Here is a 16,975-nt window from a genome sequence, read left to right as displayed (position 1 = left end):
CCGATGACGCGGACCACGGCATCGAGCCTGATCGTCATCCCATGCCTCAACGAGGCCGCTCATATCGGCGGGCTGCTCCAGCGGTTGCGGCCGGCCGCGGCGCGGCTCGGCGCGCGCATCGTAGTGGCCGACGGCGGCAGCACCGATGGCACACAAGGCATTGTCGAAAAACTCGCTGCCGAGGATCCGCGCGTCACCCTGATCGCCAATCCGAAGCGCATCCAGAGTGCGGCCATCAACCTGGCGGTGGCGACCTTCGGCGACGACGCCGACTATCTCATCCGCATCGATGCGCACGGCGGATATCCCGGCGATTATTGCGACAGGCTGGTCGAGGAAGCGCAGGCCACGGGTGCCGATTCGGTTGTCGTCTCGATGCTGACCAGCGGCACGGGCGCGGTGCAGAAGGCCGTGGCGGCGGCGCAGAATTCCAGGCTCGGCACCGGCGGCTCCAAGCATCGCCACATGTCGGCCGGCGAGTGGGTCGATCACGGCCACCATGCGCTGATGCGCATCGCCGCCTTCCGCGCGGTCGGCGGCTATGACGAGAGCTTCAGCCATAACGAGGACGCCGAGCTCGATCATCGCCTCCGTCTGGCCGGCTACCGCATCTGGATGAGCGGCAAGACGCAGATGGTTTATTATCCGCGCTCCACCTTGAAGAGCCTGTTTTTCCAATATCTCGGCTATGGCCGCGGCCGCGCCAGGAACGTGCTCAAGCATCGCATGATGCCGAAGCTGCGGCAGATGATCCCGCTGCTGGTGTTTCCGGTGGTCCTGATGGCGCTCTTGTCGCCGATCTTTGTGCTGGCGGCCGTGCCGTTTCTGGTGTGGGCGGGTGTCTGTCTCGGTTACGGCACCCGGACCGCGATCAGCCAGCGCAACCCCGCCATCGCGTTGGCCGGCGTGTCGGTGATGGTCATGCATCTGGGCTGGTCCATGGGCTTCTGGCTGCAACTTTTCGGCCCGCAGCCGTCGCGCGAGGCCGCGTGATGGCTGCGAAGCAGAACGGCAGCATCGACATCTGCATCTGCACGTTCCGCAGGCCGGAGCTTGCCGACACGCTGCGCTCCATCGCCGGGCTGGAGAACCCCGCCGGTTTCGAGATCGGCATCGTCGTTGCCGACAATGACGACAAGCCGAGCGCGCAGGCGCTGGTGAAGGCGATGGCGCAGGAATTGAAGTTGCCGATCCGCTACCGCCACGCGCCGGCGCGCAACATCTCAATCGCCCGCAACGCCTGCCTCGACGCCAGCGTTTCGGACTTCGTCGCCTTCATCGACGACGACGAGACGGCTTCGCCGCGCTGGCTCGTCGAACTCGTGGCGACCGCGGAGGCGACCGGCGCGACGGCCGTGCTCGGGCCGGTCCGCGCGACATACCGCCAGGACGCGCCGGACTGGATGCGCAAGGGCGATTTCCACTCGACCTTGCCTGTCTGGGTGCGCGGCGAGATCCGCACCGGCTACACCTGCAACGTCCTGCTCAGGATGACCGAGGAGAGTCTGCGCAACCGGCGCTTCAGCCTGGCGCGTGGCCAGACCGGCGGCGAGGACACCGAATTCTTCGATTCGGTGGTCAAGTCCGGCGGGCGCATCGCCTTTGCCCCGCAGGCCTTTGTCGACGAGGTGGTGCCGAGCTCGAGGGCCGCTTTCGACTGGCTGCGCCGCCGCCGCTTCCGCTTCGGGCAGACGCATGGCCATCTCATCGGGCGCAACACCGGCGGCCTGCGCCGCGTCTGCCAGATCGGTCTTGCCTCGGCGAAGGCGGGCTACTGCTTCGGTATGGCGCTTTTGGCCGCAGTCAGCCCGGTGCGACGGAACCGCAGCATGCTGCGCGGCATTATGCATCTCGGCGTCGTCAGCGGTTTGGTCGGAGTCCGCGAAATCCGCCAGTACGGCATCACTCCGCAGGAAGGGGACAAGCGTGCAGCCTGACGTCAGCTTCGTCATCGCCGCTTACAACGCCGAGGCAACTCTCGACCGGGCGATCGCCGGCGCGATGGCGCAGCGCGATGTCACGATCGAAGTCATCGTCGTCGACGACCGCTCGAGCGACCGCACGCTCGATGTCGCACGTGCCTATCCCGAGTACATCGTCAGGGTGGTCGCGCTTCCCGCCAACCGCGGCCCCGGCGGCGCCAGGAATGCCGGGCTCGATCTGGCCCGCGGCCGCTGGGTCGCCGTGCTCGATTCCGACGATGCCGTCCTGCCCGGCAGGCTGGCGGCCATGATCGCGCGGGCGGAGACGGCGGGTGCCGAGATCGCGGTCGACAATGTCCAGGTCGTGCGCGAGGACGGCACGCCCGAAGACATCATGTTCCCGACCAGCTATCTCGAAGAGCTCGGCGAAATCTCGCTGACCGACTATATCGCCGGCAACATCGTCTTCGAGTCGCGCTTCAACCTCGGCTATCTGAAGCCGATCTTCCAGCGCCGTTTCCTGGACGAAAATCAGCTCCGCTACGACGAGAAGCTGCGCATCGGCGAAGACTACATTCTTCTGGCGAGCGCGCTGGCCAAAGGCGGGCGCTGCGTGGTCGAGCCGACCGTCGGCTATGTCTACCATATCCGCACCGGCTCGATCTCGCGCGTGCTCGAATTGCATCATGTCGAGGCGATGGCCGAAGCCGATGCCGCTTTCGCGGCCGAGCATTTCATGGACGACGGCGCCAGGGCGGCCTTCGCCAGACGCGGCCGCAGCCTGCGCAAGGCGGCGTCGTTCCTGTCATTGGTACAGCACATCAAGGCGCGTGCGCCGCTCAAGGCAATACGCACGGCGCTCAGCGATCCGGCCGCGGTCCGGCATATGTCGATGCCGATCGCGGTTCGGCTGAAAAGGGTTGCGGCACAGCTTGCCGTGGGCACGGGGAGGTAAAGCATGCAGGCGCATGGAATGCGGTTTCATAGCCAGCGATAGGTAAAAAAAGCGATATCCTCAGAAGGAATAAGCGATGCAGAAAGTCAGGAAGGCAGTCATACCGGTGGCGGGGCTCGGAACGCGGTTCCTGCCGGCGACCAAGTCGATGCCGAAGGAAATGCTGCCCGTCGTCGACAAGCCTGTCGTGCAGTATGCCGTAGACGAGGCGTTCGAGGCCGGCATCGAGCACATCGTCTTCGTCACCGGCCGCAACAAGGCGGTCATCGAAGACTATTTCGACTTGCACCCTGAACTGATCGGGACACTCGAGCAGACCGGCAAGCAGGCGCAGCTCCAGTCGCTGGAAAGCCTGCTGCCCGTGGCCGGCGCCACCTCCTTCATTCGCCAGCAGTCGCCGCACGGTCTCGGCCATGCCGTGTGGTGCGCACGGGACGTGATCGGTAACGAGCCCTTCGCGCTGCTGCTCCCCGACATGGTGTCCTTCGGCGCGCCGGGCTGCCTGGCGGAAACTGTCGACCTCTATCAGCGGACTGGCGGCAACGTCATCGCCGTCGAGCGCTGCGATCCTTCGGAAACCAGCAAATACGGCATCGTCGGCCGCGGCGCCGAGGTGGCGTCGGGCTTCGAAGTGACCGCCATGGTCGAGAAGCCGGCCCCCGCCAACGCGCCGTCGAACTTCTACATCAACGGCCGCTATATCCTGCAGCCGGAGATCTTCGCCCTGCTCGGCACCCAGCAGCGCGGCGCCGGCAACGAGATCCAACTCACCGACGCCATGGTTCGCCTGGCCGAGAGCCAGCCTTTCTACGCCCAGCCCTTCAACGGCCGCATGTTCGACTGCGGCTCCAAGGAGGGCTTCATTGAGGCCACCATCGCCTTTGCTCTGGCGCGCGACGACATGAAAGGACCTGTCTTCGAAATGCTGCAGCAATTCGTCCGGTCGCACGAGCGCCGGGAAGTAGCCGCATAATGCCCAAATTTTGGGTGCATATGCGAAAGCGCGATGGCGCGACAGCCGCGCAAGCGCTTGGCCCTCTTGGCCAGGCGCTCCGCGGCACGAATGTTGCGTGGCCTTTTCTGGTAACGACGCCACTCCTCGAAGGCCGGTAGCGCCTGCAACCTGGAATTGGACCGAAGATGAATTATGCCAACTTTCCTCTCGACAAGAGGATGCCATTGCCCAGCACCGAACCGGAAAAGGGTGAAGACTTCATCGACATCGAGCGTCTGCTTGGCATGGCCGCCCGGCAGGCCAAGGTGGTGGCGGTCTGCGCCGTCATCGGCCTCTTCCTGGGCGTGATTTATCTCCAGACGACGCCCAAGCAATACACATCCCTTGCGAGCGTGCTGATCGACGACGGCCTGAACAAGGTCGTGGACGACATTTCGGCTGTCAGTGCCACGCAGCAGACGGACGCGACGATCCTCAGCCAGATCGAGATACTCAACTCGGCGCGGCTGGCATCGGAGGTGGTCGACAAGCTGAAGCTGGACCAGAACCAGGAGTTCATGAACCCGCCGCAATCGGCTTTGGCCCAGGGAATCGGATTCTTGCGCGGCATCGTCGGCTATTTCCGCAGCGGCGGGGGCAGCCAAATCCCCGGGATCGAGAATGTCGATGCCGCAACGCGCGAAGCCATGATGAAGGCGGCGACCCATGACTACGCGGTTCTCGTGCTGCAAACTGGATTGATGGCGGATCGCAACGGCCGCAGCAATGTCATCAGCATCGGTTATCAGTCGACCAATCCGGCTTTGGCCACGGCCATCACCAAAGCGTATGCGGACGCCTACCTTGCCGACCAGCTCAACGCCAGCTTCGACGCCACCGAGCGCGCGGCCGTTTGGCTGCAGGGCCGGCTCACCGAACTGCGCGAAAGCTCACAGGCAGCTGCGCTGGCGGTCGAGAAGTTCAGGGCCGAGCACGGGCTTTCCGCAAACAGCGACGGCCAGTTGCTCAGCGACAAGCAACTCGCCGATCTGAACGCCCAGCTTATCGTCGCGCAGGCCGATACAGCCCGCGCCAGCGCCCGCTACCAGCAGTACAAAGCGATTGTCGACAGCGGCTCCGAAAGCGCCTTCAACGATTCCGCGATAGCGGCCGATCAGCCGAGCAGCTCGGTCATCATCGCGCTGAAAACCCGCTATCTCGCGATCGCCAAGCGGTTGCAGGACGTCGAGAACAACTTCGGCAAGGATCACCCGCAGGCGGTTGCGCTGGCCAAGGAGAAGGCCGACGTGTCGGCGCAGATCTTCGGACAGTTGAAACAGATCACCGAAAGCTATCGAAACGACTATCAGGTGGCGCAGGCGCGCGAGACCGCGCTCAGGGAGAAAATCGCCACCCAGGCAGGCAAGAGCTCGATCGACAACCAGTCGCAGGTCAGGCTGAAGGAGCTCGATCAGCAGGCGCAGGCGCTGACCACGCTCTATCAGACCTTCCTTAGCCGCTACGAGGAAGCGTCGCAGCAGCAGTCATTCCCGGTCGGCAAGGTCCGCATCATCTCCGACGCGTCGATGCCTCTCACCGCCTCGGCTCCGCGCACCTTGCGCGTGCTGGCGCTCTCGCTGGTGCTTGGCCTCATGCTCGGCGCCGGCTGCGGAGGCCTGAACGAATTCAACGAGCGCTTCTTCCGGACAGGCGAGGACATTCGCGACCGTGTCGGCCTGAAGTTCCTCGGCTATCTGCCGACGATCGGCGGCGGCAAGGCCAAGGAGTCGAAGCCGGACGACTTGCCGGCCGACGGCAAGGTCACCAGCCTGTCGGCCGCCGAGAAACGGGCGCGCATGCGGGTGAGCCTCGATGCGCCGGCCTCGATGTTCGCCGAGACGCTCCGCAATGCCAAGATTGCTTTCGACGTGGTGATGGAAGACAAGGGCAGTCGGGTGATCGGCGTCATCTCCGTCCTGCCTGGCGAAGGCAAGTCGACGGTTGCGGCGAACCTTGCCGGTCTGCTCGCCGCCAACGGCGCCAAGACTTTGCTGATCGATGGCGACCTGCGCAATCCGGGCCTCAGCCGCAGCCTCGGCATGGAGTCGGAGCACGGGCTGATGGAAGCGGTGGTCAACGGACAGACCTGGCAGTCGGTCGGCAAGGTCGACCGCCAGACCAAGCTGGCGATCATCCCGGCCGTGGTGCGCGGCCAGTTCTCGCACACCAGCGAGCTTCTCGGCTCCGCCGGCATGCGGCGCTTCATCGAGAACGCCAAGGAGACGTTCGAATATATCATCGTCGACCTGCCGCCGCTCGGCCCGGTGGTCGACGCCAAGGCCTTCGCGCCGTTGGTCGACGGCTTCGTGCTCGTTACCGAGTGGGGACGCACGCCACGCGCCATGGTGCGCTCGATGCTGGAGTCGGAACCCTACATCGCCGAAAAGATTACCGGCGCGGTGCTCAACAAGGTCGAGCTGAAGAAGCTGGCGAAATACGGCTCTCTTGGCGGTTCGGAAAAGTTCTTCGATCGCTATTCGAGTTACTACCTGGAGAAGTCGGAATCGCGCTCCAAGCAGGCCGCCTAAAGCGGTTCATTCCAGGAAAAGCCGCGGCGGTTATTCTGCGGTCGACAGCAGCCGCCCATATTTGCCGACGATCCTGAGGGCGGTCAGCCGGCCGCTCTGAAAGGCGCCCGTGTCGATGCCGAGCCGCCGCCCGTCGAGCGTCGGAACGTCCACGATCGTATGTCCGTGGACGACCCAGCGGTCGAGGCGGTGCGCCGCAGCCAGGAACTCGGATCGTATGTTGAGCAGGTCGGCCTCGTCCTGCGCTTCGAGCGCGATGCCGGGCCGGATGCCGGCATGCACGAAGACGAATCTTTCCGAGCAGACCATCACCGGCAGCGTGCGCATGAACGCGACGTGGGTGGCCGGAATGGCCTCACGGATACGCTCGTCTACCTCTTCGTTCGATCCGTACAGATCGGCTAGCCGGTCGGGATCGATACCGTAGGAGAACAGCGTTTCCTGTCCGCCCACGCGGAGCCACGGCTCCCGCGACAGATGGCCGTCGAGATAGGCGAGCATCGCCACTTCGTGATTCCCGGCAAGGCACACGCGCATGAAACCTTCTGGCGGCGGCGCCATCAGATGCTCGACGACGCGCCGCGAATTAGGCCCGCGGTCGACATAGTCGCCGAGCATGATGATGATCTTGCGGCCGCGGAACTGCAGGGCGTCGAGCTCGATCTTCTGCTCCAGCGTGCGCAACTCGTCGTAGCAGCCATGCACGTCGCCGATCGCGTAGACCACCGTGTCGCGCATATCCATCATCAGCCGTTCGCGCGGCAAGGGCCGGGGTCGTCTCGATCGTTGGAACAGGCTCACGGATTGAGGCTCGGTACTCGCACTGGGATCATGCCACGGAGCGTGGACCAAGCCTCGATATCATGCCGAATGCAAACAATTCCACACCGGCGTGCTGCTCGACGCATGTCGCCCCAAAGTTCGCTGCGGTTTTGGGAAGACGGCATGCATCCAAAACAAGACCTAAAGATGCATGTCGCCCAAAAGTGCGCTGCGGTTTTGGGCGACAGGCATCAATACCCGAAAACGCGTCGCCTGAATCCGTTTCAGCGCCGCGCGCTTTAGGCCGCTTTGAGCCGGTAGCGGAAAAGCGTGCGGTCGAGCAGCAGGCGGACGCGCGGCTCGGCCTCGGCCGCCACCACCCAGCTTGCCGCGATCATGGCTGTGCCGACGATCGGGATCGAAACGAGGTATGGCACGCCGGCGCGGATCAGGACGCCGAGCAACGCCGCCCCGACGACATCGTGGATGAGGTAGAGCGGATAGGTCATCAGCCCGATCCGGCGCCAGCCGCGCCAGGAAAGGTTGAGACGCAGCGACCAAGCCATCAGCACCACCGTGGCCAGGAAGATGATGATCGGCGGCGCATAGGGCATCGCGGCTTCCACCTTGATGCTGTGCACGTCGACCGAGCTTACGATCTGCAGCGCCCCGCCGGCGAGAAACAGCGCCGAGAAGCAGAGCCGTGCCACTGTCACCGCCTTGAAGCGCATCAGCCAGATGAGCACGCCGACGGCGAAGAACGCGCCGTGATGCACCAGGGTGAGCTGCAGCCAGCGCGCCTCCGCGAAATCGGTCCAGCCGAAAGCGAAATAGAGGCACCAGAACAGCGTGCTGACCAGGCCGATGACGACGGCGACAGCTTCCATCAGGTCGAATCGGCCGAACCGCAGCAGGGTCCAGACGACAGCGTAGAAGGCGATCTCGATGCCGAGCGTCCAGTAGACACTGTCGACCCATGGCTCGAACGGCACGAACAGCGCCGTGCGGGCAAGCCTCACCACGGCATCTGTTGGCCAGGAAAGACCGACCATCAGCAGCACGATCGCCGAGATGGGCGCGCAGACCCAGACCGCCGGCGCCAGCCGTCTGACACGGGCCTCGAAGAACTTGAGCGGCGTCGAATTCTCGGCGCTGAATGCGATGACGAAGCCGCTGATGACGAAGAACACCTGAACGCCGACCCAGCCGGAGCCGACAAACGCCATTTCGGGATGGGCAGGGATGCCGCCGGTCGAGCGCGCCGACACGCCGTCGGGAAACGCCCATACCCAGAAGCCATAGTGATAGAACATCACCATGACGGCGGCGAGGAAACGCAATATGTCGACGCCGCCGAATGTGGTCTTGTGCTGAGCCATGCCGTGCCTTGGGAATGGCCCCCCGCGCAGACTTTTAGGGGGTGTTGCTGCAATGCACAACAGTCGATTGCAGGGCAGGTCGGATTCGAGCGGCCTCGCGTGCGATCCCGCGAGGCGGCTAGAACCCGATGCCGCGTCCCTTGAGCGCCGCCGTGATCTCATCGAGGATCGCGGGATCGTCGATGGTCGCCGGCATCGTCCATTCCTCCTTGTCGGCGATCTTCTGCATCGTGCCGCGCAGGATCTTGCCGGAGCGCGTCTTCGGCAGCCGCTTGATCGTCACCACCGTCTTGAAAGCGGCGACCGGTCCGATCCGCTCGCGCACCAGGCCCACCACCTCGCTTTCGATGGCGCCGGTGTCGCGCGACACGCCGGCGTTGAGCACGACGAAGCCGAGCGGCACCTGGCCCTTCATCGCGTCGGCGATGCCGATGACGGCGCATTCGGCGACGTCCGGATGCGCGGCCAGCACCTCCTCCATCGCGCCGGTCGAGAGGCGGTGCCCCGCCACGTTGATGATGTCGTCGGTGCGGGCCATGACGTAAAGATAGCCGTCCTCGTCCATCATGCCGGCATCGGCCGTCTTGTAGAAACCGGGGAACTCCTCGAGATAGGCTTGGCGGAAGCGGGTGTCGGCATTCCACAGCGTCGGCAGGCAGCCCGCCGGCAGCGGCAGCTTAACCACGACATTGCCAAGCGTGCCGCGCGGCACCTCGTGGGCGGCATCGTCGAGAATGCGAATATCGTAGCCCGGCATCGGCACGCCCGGCGAGCCGTACTTCACCGGCAAAAGCCCGAGCCCGGCCGGGTTGATGGTCATTGGCGAGCCGGTCTCGGTCTGCCACCAATGGTCGATCACCGGACGGTTGAGCTTCTGCTCCGCCCATTTGACGGTCTCGGGGTCGGCGCGCTCGCCGGCGAGGAACAGCGTGCGGAATTTCGACAAATCGTATTTTGGCACGAACTCCCCGCGCGGATCCTGCCCCTTGATGGCGCGAAAGGCGGTCGGCGCCGTGAACAGCGCCACCACGCCGTGCTCAGAGATCACCCGCCAGTAGGTGCCGGCATCCGGCGTGCCGATTGGCTTGCCTTCGAAGAGCACGCTGGTGCAGCCATGCAAAAGCGGCCCATAGACGATGTAGGAATGGCCGACCACCCAGCCGACATCGGAAGCCGCCCAGAACACTTCGCCGGGGTTGACGCCGAACTCGTTGCCCATAGTCCATTTCAGCGCGACCATGTGACCGCCATTGTCGCGCACGATGCCCTTCGGCTGCCCGGTCGTGCCGGAAGTGTAGATGATGTAGAGCGGGTCGGTGGCCAAGACCGGCACGCAGTCGACATTGGCGCCGGCGGCGCGCTCGCGGGCGACCGCATCGGCATAGTCGATGTCGTAATTGTCCTTCATCTCGCATCGCAATTGCTCGCGCTGCAGGATCAGGCACGCGTCGGGCTTGTGCTTCGACATCTCGATCGCCTTGTCGAGCAGCGGCTTGTAGGCGACGACGCGTCCCGGCTCCAGGCCGCAGGAGGCGGTGATGATCAGCTTCGGCCTGGCGTCGTCGATGCGGGTCGCGAGCTCATGCGAGGCGAAGCCGCCGAACACCACCGAATGCACGGCGCCGATGCGGGCCGAGGCGAGCATGGCGATCGCCGCTTCCGCCACCATCGGCATGTAGATGATCACGCGATCGCCCTTGCCGATGCCACGGTTCTTGAGGACGGAGGCGAGCGCGACCACCTCGCGCTTCAGTTCGGCATAAGTGAATTTCCGGATCGTGCCTGTGATCGCGCTATCATGGATCAGCGCCAGCTGATCGGCGCGGCCCCCCGCCACGTGGCGGTCGATGGCATTGAAACAGGTGTTGCAGGTGGCGCCGCTGAACCAGCGGCCATAGACGCCCGCCGCCGGATCGAAGACTTTTTCGGCTGGCGAATACCAGTCGATTGCTTTGGCCGCTTCGGCCCAGAACGCTATGGGGTCGCGTTTCCAGCCCTCATAGACTTCGTGGTAGCGTGAGGCCATCGACTTTTCCTCCCCAGGAACATTCCGTCGTACGGCAATAGCCTAAGCCGCTTTGGCCGGCCATGTCTCCCCGCATTTTGGTCGACGTTGCCGGCAAACGGATCCAGCCGCGCCCGGATCGGAGCGCGTTGTGATGTCAGCAAGTGAATTCGGCTTAGAGCGGCAGTGCTGCCAGCATCAGCCCGACACCGCCGGCTATTAGAATGGCGGCCGCCAATGCCTTCCGATGGCGTTCGAATGCCGTCGGAGCGCGATCCCAGTTGTAACGCATACTGTCCACTCCCCAAAAAGCCGGAGACTCTTAGCTTACTTATGGGAAAGATGGCAACCCTGGCGCGAACGGCGGCTTGATAGTGGTTACAGCCCACCATCATTCTCGCGCGAGTTCGATAGTCTTTGCGGGGGAGAGTTTGATCAAAGGAACTTACGAAAAACCGGTTCTGGTCAAGCGCGGAGAGCTCGCGAGCATCGTTGCCGGCCCGAGCGGCCCGACCGGCTGACACGAAGCGTTGCCCGCTTGGCAATGGACAGCGGCGGCATGCCGCGCTAATTGCAGTTCGGCATAGGGAGCGGGCGTATGGCTGAAATCGCCTTTGAAACGGTTCTGCGGATGGTGGACGATGCCTCCGTGCAGCATGTCGGCGACGGCGCCGTGGTGCTTCTGGCGCGCAGCGGCCAGCTTTACACCTGCAACGGCACCACCGAAGCGTTCCTCGACAAGGTCGACGGCGCCCGCAGCCTCGACCAGATCGTCGATCTGCTGTCGGAAGAATTCGAAGTCGACAAGGCGACGCTCGGCGACGACATGACGGCGCTCGCCGCCGAGCTGGTGGCCGAAGGCATCCTTGCCGACCCGGGCGCGTGATGGCCGGCGGACCGTTCCTGCGCGCCCTGTTCCGCACCCATCTGTGGCTCAGCGCCCGGCTGATACCGGTACTGGTCGCCCGGCGCGATTTCGAAAGCGTGCTGAAATTGGCGCCACTGCAATTGCCCACACCCTATCGCGGCCTGCCATGGAGCTACGTCGTCACCCGCGTCAACCGCACCGTTCGGCACCCCTGGGTGATGCGTGATCGCAGGTGCCTGAGGGAAGGCCTGCTCGGTTTCCGCTTCCTGCGGATGGCGGGTTTCGACCCCGACCTCCATTTCGGTGTCGACGCCAAATCGATGCATGAGCCCCGCCTGTCGGCTCATTGCTGGGTTTGCCTCGACGGCAAGCCGGTGGTCAGCGACAGCCTTCCCGACATGGTTGAAATCTATCGCCACCCCGGCGGCAGCGTGAAGGCGCGCGCCGCTTGACCGGCGCCGCAGCCACCGCTTGCTATGACCTCAACGGCCAGGTCATCGGCATATCGGCGGAGCGCGCCGAGCTTTGGCCGAGCTTCGATCTGATGCTCGGCACATTGCGCGTCAATGAGGCGGTCGAACCCGGCTTTCGCATCGATATCTTCGAAACGTCGGCGCTGCCCGAAAACCCGGAGGGGAAGCTCGCCTTCGACGGCGAAGTGCCGCTGGACGGCCATTGCCGCATCATCGACGCCGGCGACGTCGTCCATCTGGTCTTTCCCGGCCACCAGACGGCCTCGATCCGTGCCGACGAGGGCTCGGCCGAAATCCGCGTTCATCCCGACAGCAACGTCAAATGGACGCTGCTGATGATGGTGCTGGATGCCGCGCTCGAGTCCGGCGGGCAGCACATGCTCCATACCGCCGGTCTGACGCTCCCCGATAGCGGGGCGCTCGTGCTGATCCATGCGCCGAGCGGCACCGGCAAGTCGACGACTTCAATGGCGCTGGCATCGCAGGGCTTCGGCCTTTGCTCGGATGATGTGATGATCCTCGGTCCAACATCTGATGGCACCCTGGCCTGGGGCATGCCGCGTAAGGTGAAGATCCATCGCAAGACCGCGGCGATGCTGCCATTTCTCTCTCCCTGCCTTGGCGACAGATGGGACGCCGAGGGCGAGCAGGCCGTCTCGCTGGACCGTCTCGCCGAGATCATTCGCATCGAGGACGTCCGTCCCAGGCCGGTCACGGCGCTGCTGCATCTGGCGCGCTCGACCGACGGCTTGACCCGGCTCACGCCCTTGGCCAGGACCGATGCGATGGTCGCGCTTGCCACCGACAATGTCAGGACCGGCCTGACCGGCCTGCTGCCGATGCAGAAACGGCGGATGGCGTCGATCGCGGCACTGGTCAGGGCAGTCCCCACCTTCACCCTGGAAGTCGGCTCAAGCCCGGCCGATGCAGCGGGGTTGATCCGCGCCGCGGTAGGAGTAGGTCTCCAAACGGGCTTTCAGGCTGGATAGGGCCTTGGCCGGGCAAGCCGCTGGACCCAGCGGAAGGCGTCGCGGCTAAGGCGCGAGCGCAGCTTGTCCCGCGAATTGACCCTGAGCAGCATGTTGCCGGTGATCAGCCATTTGGCGAGCCGTATCGACAGATCGGGCTTGATGCGGTTGGCAAGGGCGATCGCGCGCGGCTCGTCGAACAGCCGCCCGGTCACATTGAGCACGGTCGCCAGCTCGAGCTCGATGCCGGTCATACGCGCGGCTTCGAGAAGGCGCGCTTCCGCTTCCGGCGATGGCAGAGCGCGCACACCTTGCAGCACGTCGATACAGAGCTGCAGCCGGTGGAATTTGTGGCCTCCGGCGGCGTGAACGATGGCGATGGTGAGCAGCGACGCCGGCGTGTCGGCCTCGCCGCCGTCGATCACCTGCAACTCGCGGAAGCCAAGCGACAGGCGCCGCCGCATGCCGGTGTCATGCACCAGATTGCCATGCAGCTCGATCAGCAGGCTGGAGTTCTCCTTCTCCAGCCACTTGAACTCCTGCAACTCATGGGATTCGGCCTCGCCGCTGGCAAGCTTGAAGCCGCATTCGGCGATCACGTTGTTGGCCTCGCCGATGCTGGCGGGATCGACAAGTATGTCGATGTCGGTGAACGGCCGGTCGGTGGCATGGCGATAGAGCTTGCGCGCGAACACCGGGCCCTTGACGATGCGAGCCGCAACGCCTTTCGCCGCCAAGCCCTTCATGATCCGGTCGCCGTGATATTGCAGCAGCATCGACTGCCCCGTCGCCAGTGTCGCCTGATCGCGAAGCCCGGAGAGTTTTTGCTGCAGGGCGGCATCGTTCGGCAGATTGGCGTCGCCGATTTCCCGAAGCTTGCGCAGCATGATCGGCAGCACGCCGTGGAACTCGGCATTTGCGAGCAGCGCCATGAGGCTGCGTGCCGAGAGGGCCGCGCCCCGCTCGGGCGGCGCCTCGGGATCGGCAAATTCGAGCAGCAGTTTCTCTTCGGCAGGCGAAAGCGGGGACAGCATCAACCGGGCAATATCGCGAACAACAGGCGACCATGGTTGCAGAAAAGCCCGCGCGACGCTACATCCCCCAGCGCAGCGCCGCCGTATGCACAGGGGCGTCCCAAAGCGCTGTCGTCTCATCTTCGAGCATCGTCAGCGTGATCGAGCAGCCTGCCATGTCGAGCGAGGTGACATAGGAGCCGACCAGCGAGCGGGTCACCGTCACGCCTCTCTTCTCGAAGATTTTTCGCGCGCTGTTGTACATCAGGTAAAGCTCCATGGACGGCGTGCCGCCGAAGCCGTTGACGAAAAGCAGCGCCGGTCCCCTGGCGCGGTTACCAAGATCGCCGAGGATTGCCGCGCAGATCTCTTCGGCTATGGCGTCGGCGCTCTTCAGCACATCGCGCCGCCGGCCGGGCTCGCCATGGATGCCGACGCCGAATTCCATCTCGTTGTCGCCGATGTCGAAGGTCGGCCTGCCCGCTGCCGGCACCGTGCAACTGGTCAGCGCCACGCCCATCGAGCGCGTCGCGGCGTTGACGCGGTCGCCCAAGGCCTTGAGCTCGGGCAGTGCCATGCCTTGCTCGGCCGCGGCGCCGACGATCTTTTCCACCACCAGCGTGCCGGCAACACCGCGCCGACCGGTGGTGTAGGACGAATTCTCGACCGCAACGTCGTCATTGGTCACCACCTGCAGAACGCCGTCCGACATTTCGGCGGCCATGTCGAAATTCATCACGTCGCCTTCGTAGTTTTTGACGATGAACAGGCAGCCGGCGCCGGTGTCGACGGCTTGCGCGGCCGCGAGCATCTGGTCGGGCGTCGGCGAGGTGAAGACCTGGCCGGGGCAGGCGGCATCCAGCATGCCGTGGCCAACCAGCCCGCCATGCAGCGGCTCGTGGCCGGAGCCGCCCCCCGAGATCAGCGCCACCTTGCCCGGTTTCAGCGTCTTGCGGCGAACGAATTTGTGCTCGTCGCCGAGCGCGAGGATGTCGGAATGCGCGGCGCCGAAGCCATCGAGACTTTCGGTGAGGATCGTGTCCACCGAATTCAGAAATTTTTTCATGGCAGTCCTCCCGAATAAATCTCGCTCAGCCGCTGCCCTTGCCGGCGATGCTGGTGATCTTTTGGATGAATTCGTTGACCGCCCGGTCAAGCGCTGCGTTCTGCTTGTCGTCGCCGAAATCCGGCACGATGAGCGAGACGTGGCGCGTCTTGCGTGGACCCGAAGCCGCCGGCAGCTTGCCCGGATGCGCCTGGTGATAGGCAGCCAGGAACTGGTCGCGCTCGGCCGGGCTGAAATGGCAGACGGAAAAGATAGCCGGCAAATGCTTCGACGGGATGGGGATCGAATAGGCCGGGCTGGAGATTTGCGTGACGAAACTGCGATGCTTGCCGAGCGCATCGGCAAGCCGCTGGCGCATGCCGGAAGGCCGCTGGTCGATGACTTGCGACAGGATGGTCTTATAGGTGCGGATCGCGTCTTCCACGCCGGTTTCTTGTGTCTTGGCTGCCTTGGCCATGACGCGCTTACACCGGGACGTCCGCTATGGCCGCCTTGGCCATGGCGAGTTGCGCCGGAGCCACCGACAGGTCGCGCAGGCCCGCCTCAATCAGCGCCGGAATGGCGGCCGGATCGCCGCCGGCGTCGCCGCAGAGGCTGACCGGAATTCCTTTCTCGCGCCCGAAGGCCGCGACCGAAGCGATCAGCCGCAGCACCGCCGGGTGGCGGGCGGAATTCAGATGTGCAACGGCGGCGTTGTCACGCGCGGCTGCCATCACATATTGCGTCAGGTCGTTGGAGCCGATCGAGAAGAAGGCAACGTCGGCAAACGCCTCGGGCGCGACGGCCACCGAAGGCACCTCGACCATGATGCCCAGCGGTGGCAGCTTGTGCGCAACACCGCGCGACGCGAGCGCGGCCTGCTCCTCCGCGAACAGCGCGGCGGCTTGGGCGTACTCTTCGGCTATGGCGATCATCGGAAACATCACCTTCAGATTGCCGTGGACAGCGGCGCGCAGCAATGCCCGGATTTGCACCCGGAAGATGTCGCTCCGCGCCAGCGACAGCCTGATGCCGCGCAGGCCGAGAAACGGGTTGGTCTCCTCGACGGTGAAGCCCGGGATCGGCTTGTCGCCGCCGGCGTCGACGGTGCGGATGGTCACCGGTTTTTCGCCGGCCCATTCCAGCACCTTGCGATAGGCTTGGTACTGTGTCTGCTCGTCCGGCAGCGCCTTGCCGAACAGGAATTCCGTCCGCATCAGCCCGACGCCGTCACAGGTTGCAATGTCGATGCCGTCGACATCGGAAGGGTAGGCAATGTTCACCTGCACCCGCACGAAAGTGCCGGCCTTGGTCGCCGCCGGCTGGGTAAGAAAGGTCTGCGCCTGGCCTTGGCGCGCCGCGAAGGAGGAGGATGATTGCCGGAAGTCTTCAAGCTCCGCCGGCGAGGGCGAGAAAACGATGCCGCCATGCTCGGCGTCGAGCAGCGCGTTCCCTGCCCGTCTATCCGCCAAGGCGCCAAGCCCCACCACCATGGGCACGCCGCGCGAGCGCGCCAGCATGGCGACATGGCTGGCCGTACTGCCGGCCTCGAGCGCGATGCCGCCGCCGCGGCTCCAATCCGTTTCGAGAAAGCGCGTCGGCGCGATATCGCTGCCATAGAAGATGGCCCCTGGAGGTGGTGCGGTCTCGCTATTCTCGCTCAGCGCTCGCAGCACCTGGTCGCGAATGTCGCGCAGGTCGGCCGCGCGCGCTCGGAAATAGTCCTGGTCGGACGCCTCATAGCCGGCGATCTCGGCATCCAGCGCCTGCCGCCAGGCAGCGTCGGCCGGCTCTCCGGAGCCGATCGCCGCGAAGGCGGGCGCGCTCAGCGCGTCGTCCTCCAGCATGGCGATGTGGAATTCGAGGATTCCTGCGGCATCGCCATCGGCGGTTTCGATCATCGCGGCAAGCCGGCTCACCGCCTTGCCGGTGGCCGCCTTCAGCGCTTCTTTCTCCTCCGCCGCGCTCGCCTTGACATCATAGGCAGCCGGTGGACGGTCTAGGTCGAACAGCGGCCCTTCGGCATAGCCGGGAGAGGCAGGGATGCCCTCAATCCGCATGGC

At 64.7% G+C, this 16,975-nt stretch carries 15 protein-coding genes; 8 read left to right on the top strand and 7 right to left on the bottom strand.

Annotated features, from left to right (window positions below; all coding sequences use genetic code 11):
- The first annotated feature begins 3 nt into the window (after positions 1–3).
- From CK220_RS04070 to CK220_RS04050, 5 genes are all read left to right on the top strand, one after another.
- Positions 4–993, top strand: a complete 990-nt coding sequence (locus CK220_RS04070) for a glycosyltransferase family 2 protein (RefSeq protein WP_095810706.1) — start codon at positions 4–6, stop codon at positions 991–993.
- Complete coding sequence (locus CK220_RS04065; RefSeq protein ID WP_095810327.1) at positions 993–1,937, top strand: glycosyltransferase; 945 nt, start codon at positions 993–995, stop codon at positions 1,935–1,937. Before CK220_RS04070 ends, CK220_RS04065 begins: the two co-directional genes overlap by 1 nt.
- Positions 1,927–2,877 carry a glycosyltransferase family 2 protein gene (locus CK220_RS04060; RefSeq protein WP_095810326.1) on the top strand — a complete coding sequence of 317 codons (951 nt, stop codon included), beginning with the start codon at positions 1,927–1,929 and terminating at the stop codon, positions 2,875–2,877. The genes CK220_RS04065 and CK220_RS04060 overlap by 11 nt, the downstream gene beginning before the upstream one ends.
- 76 nt (positions 2,878–2,953) lie before the next feature.
- Complete coding sequence (gene galU, locus CK220_RS04055; RefSeq protein ID WP_095810325.1) at positions 2,954–3,850, top strand: UTP--glucose-1-phosphate uridylyltransferase GalU; 897 nt, start codon at positions 2,954–2,956, stop codon at positions 3,848–3,850.
- Positions 3,851–4,017: 167 nt separating this feature from the next.
- Positions 4,018–6,399 (top strand): polysaccharide biosynthesis tyrosine autokinase, encoded by a 2,382-nt coding sequence (locus CK220_RS04050; RefSeq protein ID WP_095810324.1) that lies wholly within the window; start codon positions 4,018–4,020, stop codon positions 6,397–6,399.
- A 30-nt stretch (positions 6,400–6,429) separates the two neighbouring features.
- Here CK220_RS04050 and CK220_RS04045 read toward each other — a convergent pair whose 3' ends face one another.
- The 3 genes from CK220_RS04045 to CK220_RS04035 form a co-directional block, all read right to left on the bottom strand.
- Positions 6,430–7,146: a metallophosphoesterase family protein gene (locus CK220_RS04045; RefSeq protein ID WP_176478982.1), complete on the bottom strand. Its 717-nt coding sequence runs from the start codon at positions 7,144–7,146 to the stop codon at positions 6,430–6,432.
- A 314-nt stretch (positions 7,147–7,460) separates the two neighbouring features.
- Positions 7,461–8,540 carry an acyltransferase gene (locus CK220_RS04040; RefSeq protein ID WP_095810322.1) on the bottom strand — a complete coding sequence of 360 codons (1,080 nt, stop codon included), beginning with the start codon at positions 8,538–8,540 and terminating at the stop codon, positions 7,461–7,463.
- A gap of 118 nt (positions 8,541–8,658) precedes the next feature.
- On the bottom strand, positions 8,659–10,566 hold the full coding sequence (locus CK220_RS04035; protein ID WP_095810321.1) for a propionyl-CoA synthetase: 1,908 nt from the start codon (positions 10,564–10,566) through the stop codon (positions 8,659–8,661).
- A gap of 577 nt (positions 10,567–11,143) precedes the next feature.
- On the opposite strand from CK220_RS04035, the gene CK220_RS04030 reads away from it, so the two are divergent.
- Genes CK220_RS04030 through CK220_RS04020 form a run of 3 tightly spaced genes read left to right on the top strand, consistent with a single transcriptional unit; the run spans position 11,144 to position 12,875 of the window.
- A complete protein-coding gene (locus CK220_RS04030; RefSeq protein WP_095810320.1) occupies positions 11,144–11,431 on the top strand; it encodes a PqqD family protein in 288 nt (95 codons plus the stop codon).
- Positions 11,431–11,865 carry a lasso peptide biosynthesis B2 protein gene (locus tag CK220_RS04025; RefSeq protein ID WP_095810319.1) on the top strand — a complete coding sequence of 145 codons (435 nt, stop codon included), beginning with the start codon at positions 11,431–11,433 and terminating at the stop codon, positions 11,863–11,865. The genes CK220_RS04030 and CK220_RS04025 overlap by 1 nt, the downstream gene beginning before the upstream one ends.
- Positions 11,862–12,875: a serine kinase gene (locus CK220_RS04020; RefSeq protein ID WP_095810318.1), complete on the top strand. Its 1,014-nt coding sequence runs from the start codon at positions 11,862–11,864 to the stop codon at positions 12,873–12,875. Before CK220_RS04025 ends, CK220_RS04020 begins: the two co-directional genes overlap by 4 nt.
- Here CK220_RS04020 and CK220_RS04015 read toward each other — a convergent pair.
- From CK220_RS04015 to ptsP, 4 genes are read right to left on the bottom strand one after another with little or no spacing between them, the layout of a single operon-like run.
- On the bottom strand, positions 12,863–13,888 hold the full coding sequence (locus CK220_RS04015) for a nucleotidyltransferase family protein (RefSeq protein WP_095810317.1): 1,026 nt from the start codon (positions 13,886–13,888) through the stop codon (positions 12,863–12,865). The genes CK220_RS04020 and CK220_RS04015 overlap by 13 nt on opposite strands.
- A 58-nt stretch (positions 13,889–13,946) precedes the next feature.
- Positions 13,947–14,933, bottom strand: a complete 987-nt coding sequence (gene dhaK / locus CK220_RS04010) for a dihydroxyacetone kinase subunit DhaK (protein WP_095810316.1) — start codon at positions 14,931–14,933, stop codon at positions 13,947–13,949.
- A 25-nt stretch (positions 14,934–14,958) separates the two neighbouring features.
- On the bottom strand, positions 14,959–15,390 hold the full coding sequence (locus CK220_RS04005) for a hypothetical protein (protein ID WP_095810315.1): 432 nt from the start codon (positions 15,388–15,390) through the stop codon (positions 14,959–14,961).
- A 7-nt stretch (positions 15,391–15,397) separates the two neighbouring features.
- Positions 15,398–16,972 carry a phosphoenolpyruvate--protein phosphotransferase gene (gene ptsP, locus CK220_RS04000; RefSeq protein ID WP_176478981.1) on the bottom strand — a complete coding sequence of 525 codons (1,575 nt, stop codon included), beginning with the start codon at positions 16,970–16,972 and terminating at the stop codon, positions 15,398–15,400.
- Positions 16,973–16,975 lie beyond the last annotated feature (3 nt).

The organism is Mesorhizobium sp. WSM3860, from assembly GCF_002294995.1.
Classification (GTDB): domain Bacteria; phylum Pseudomonadota; class Alphaproteobacteria; order Rhizobiales; family Rhizobiaceae; genus Mesorhizobium.
This window is presented reverse-complemented; position numbering and strand designations above follow the sequence as displayed.

What these genes read in the sequence shown, in the direction of transcription:
- CK220_RS04065 (WP_095810327.1), top strand. Translation starts at nt 993, where the DNA reads ATGGCTGCGAAGCAGAACGGCAGCATCGACATCTGCATCTGCACGTTC.
- CK220_RS04025 (WP_095810319.1), top strand. Translation starts at nt 11,431, where the DNA reads ATGGCCGGCGGACCGTTCCTGCGCGCCCTGTTCCGCACCCATCTGTGG.
- CK220_RS04015 (WP_095810317.1), bottom strand. Translation starts at nt 13,888, where the DNA reads ATGCTGTCCCCGCTTTCGCCTGCCGAAGAGAAACTGCTGCTCGAATTT.
- CK220_RS04030 (WP_095810320.1), top strand. Translation starts at nt 11,144, where the DNA reads ATGGCTGAAATCGCCTTTGAAACGGTTCTGCGGATGGTGGACGATGCC.
- galU (WP_095810325.1), top strand. Translation starts at nt 2,954, where the DNA reads ATGCAGAAAGTCAGGAAGGCAGTCATACCGGTGGCGGGGCTCGGAACG.
- CK220_RS04045 (WP_176478982.1), bottom strand. Translation starts at nt 7,146, where the DNA reads ATGATGGATATGCGCGACACGGTGGTCTACGCGATCGGCGACGTGCAT.
- CK220_RS04070 (WP_095810706.1), top strand. Translation starts at nt 4, where the DNA reads ATGACGCGGACCACGGCATCGAGCCTGATCGTCATCCCATGCCTCAAC.
- CK220_RS04005 (WP_095810315.1), bottom strand. Translation starts at nt 15,390, where the DNA reads ATGGCCAAGGCAGCCAAGACACAAGAAACCGGCGTGGAAGACGCGATC.
- ptsP (WP_176478981.1), bottom strand. Translation starts at nt 16,972, where the DNA reads ATGCGGATTGAGGGCATCCCTGCCTCTCCCGGCTATGCCGAAGGGCCG.
- CK220_RS04050 (WP_095810324.1), top strand. Translation starts at nt 4,018, where the DNA reads ATGAATTATGCCAACTTTCCTCTCGACAAGAGGATGCCATTGCCCAGC.
- CK220_RS04035 (WP_095810321.1), bottom strand. Translation starts at nt 10,566, where the DNA reads ATGGCCTCACGCTACCACGAAGTCTATGAGGGCTGGAAACGCGACCCC.
- dhaK (WP_095810316.1), bottom strand. Translation starts at nt 14,933, where the DNA reads ATGAAAAAATTTCTGAATTCGGTGGACACGATCCTCACCGAAAGTCTC.
- CK220_RS04040 (WP_095810322.1), bottom strand. Translation starts at nt 8,540, where the DNA reads ATGGCTCAGCACAAGACCACATTCGGCGGCGTCGACATATTGCGTTTC.